2 protein-coding genes and 1 pseudogene are annotated in these 1835 nt (G+C 45.0%); 1 reads left to right on the forward strand and 2 read right to left on the reverse strand.

Annotated features, from left to right (window positions below; genetic code table 11):
- Together vmeC and R7P35_RS23810 are read right to left on the reverse strand one after the other, a co-directional pair.
- Positions 1–683: pseudogene (vmeC, locus tag R7P35_RS23805) on the reverse strand (multidrug efflux RND transporter periplasmic adaptor subunit VmeC); the annotation flags it as partial.
- A gap of 18 nt (positions 684–701) precedes the next feature.
- Positions 702–1283: a TetR/AcrR family transcriptional regulator gene (locus tag R7P35_RS23810; RefSeq protein WP_005487525.1), complete on the reverse strand. Its 582-nt coding sequence runs from the start codon at positions 1281–1283 to the stop codon at positions 702–704.
- Positions 1284–1452: 169 nt separating this feature from the next.
- On the opposite strand from R7P35_RS23810, the gene R7P35_RS23815 reads away from it, so the two are divergent.
- On the forward strand, positions 1453–1835 hold a 383-nt coding region (locus tag R7P35_RS23815; RefSeq protein ID WP_318092790.1), incomplete at its 3' end, for a UvrD-helicase domain-containing protein.

The raw sequence follows: 1835 nt of genomic DNA on the forward strand, positions 1-1835 counted from the left end.
GGGTAGGCATCTACAAAAATATCCACTTCTTGGTCAAGTTTGATACGCGAGATGTCTGTTTGAGGCACGGTAAAGCGCAGACGCATTACACTGCTATCTTCTAGACGAACAATGTCGCTACCAGCTTGGATGTATTGACCAAGATAAACGTTACGGATACCAACCACACCTGCAAATGGCGCTTTGATTTCACGACGATCGATGGTTGCTTTTAAACTCTCGATATCTGCTTTAAGCGAGTAGTAGTTTGCTTCAGCTTCATCGTAAGCTTCTTTAGAAATAGAACCTTTCTTAAACAGACCTTGGTAACGTTTGTATTTCGCTTCTGCTGCAGGAAGTTTCGCTTGTGAACTCTTCAAGTTCGCTTTTTCCACTTCAGAATCAAGCAAAACGAGGGGTTGGCCAGCTTCAACTTGAGTCCCTGATTCAAAAGCGATCTTGTCGATAACACCGCTCGTTTCGTTCGCTACCGTCACACCTTGGTTTGGCTCGATAAAACCGATAGCCTCGATCACTGGTACCCAATCCACCGCTTTTACTTCCGTAACGGTTACTGGGAACTCAGGTTCAGGACGGTTTGCCATGTATTCAGCGATCTTTTGTTGCTTAAATAAATTGAAACCTATCACGCTGCCGAACAAGAGAACGGCGATAAGTAACATAAAGAAAGTCCACTTTTTCATTCTATTAAGAACTCCAAGTTAGTGTTTAATAATTGCATCCCAACTGGCTTCAATGGCTGCTTCCAGCGCATCGTCGTCCAATTGATAAAATCCCAAAGCATGTTTTCTCGCAAGCGCGACGCTTGCTTCAAAGCTTAATCCAGAGAGCACTTCGTTATCGAGAGGCTTAAAAACCCCTTCTTCTTTGCCCTGGTTGAAAAGGCGATCTACTTGGGCAAACATTTTTCGCTCAAGTTCCCACGTCTTGTTTCTTGTCGTGCAAGGTAACGAATCATATTGAACTCGATTACTGATGGCGTTTAAGTTGGAACCCGCCAAATTCCAGATGTTGAGCCACATGGTTCGATAGCGTTCCTTCAATGGCATGTCGTCATTAACACCCGCTTGCACTGCAGAGGCAATGCGTTTGGCTACGTTAAGACGCACTTCTTCCAATAGATGTTCTTTGTCTGAGAAATAGCGATAAATCGTCCCGGCGGCGACACCCGCTTCGTTAGCCAGCTTTTGCATAGAAAGCCCTTGAAAGCCAGACTCTGCAATTAACTGCTCCGCAGCGGCAAGTATTTGATCGCGTTTATCTACAGCAGGGTTGTCCGTCATAATCCTACTACCAGTGAATGAACGTTCATTCATTATAGCTTAAAGTCTGGTCTACTATGCAACAGAATGTTGCACCAATCGGGGTAAAATTTACGAGAAAATCACCGTAGCATTCAAAGAGCCACCCCTTTATCATAGGCGCCACATTTGTCACCCGCAGAGAATTTGTATGAAGCTGAACCCTAGACAAGATGAAGCCGTAAAATACGTGTCTGGTCCATGCCTAGTGCTTGCCGGCGCAGGCTCAGGTAAAACGCGCGTAATTACTAATAAAATTGCTTACTTGGTTCAGCAATGTGGTTACAAAGCAAGAAACATCGCGGCCGTGACCTTTACCAACAAAGCCGCGCGCGAAATGAAAGAGCGTGTTGGTCAAACCTTGGGTAAAGCCGAGTCGAAAGGTTTGATGGTTTCTACTTTCCATACATTGGGCTTGAATATCATCAAACGTGAAGACAAGCAGCTTGGTTTAAAAGCGGGCTTTTCGTTGTTTGATGATCAAGACCAGATGGCGCTGTTGAAAGAGTTGACGGAAAAGCAACTCGACGGTGA

The sequence above is a fragment of the Vibrio sp. Vb0304 genome (assembly GCF_033338995.1).
In the GTDB taxonomy this organism is placed as follows: Bacteria; Pseudomonadota; Gammaproteobacteria; order Enterobacterales; family Vibrionaceae; genus Vibrio; species Vibrio alginolyticus.

Bases quoted from the DNA above. Each gene is read 5' to 3' on its own strand.
- R7P35_RS23810 (WP_005487525.1), bottom strand. From the start codon at position 1,283: ATGACGGACAACCCTGCTGTAGATAAACGCGATCAAATACTTGCCGCT.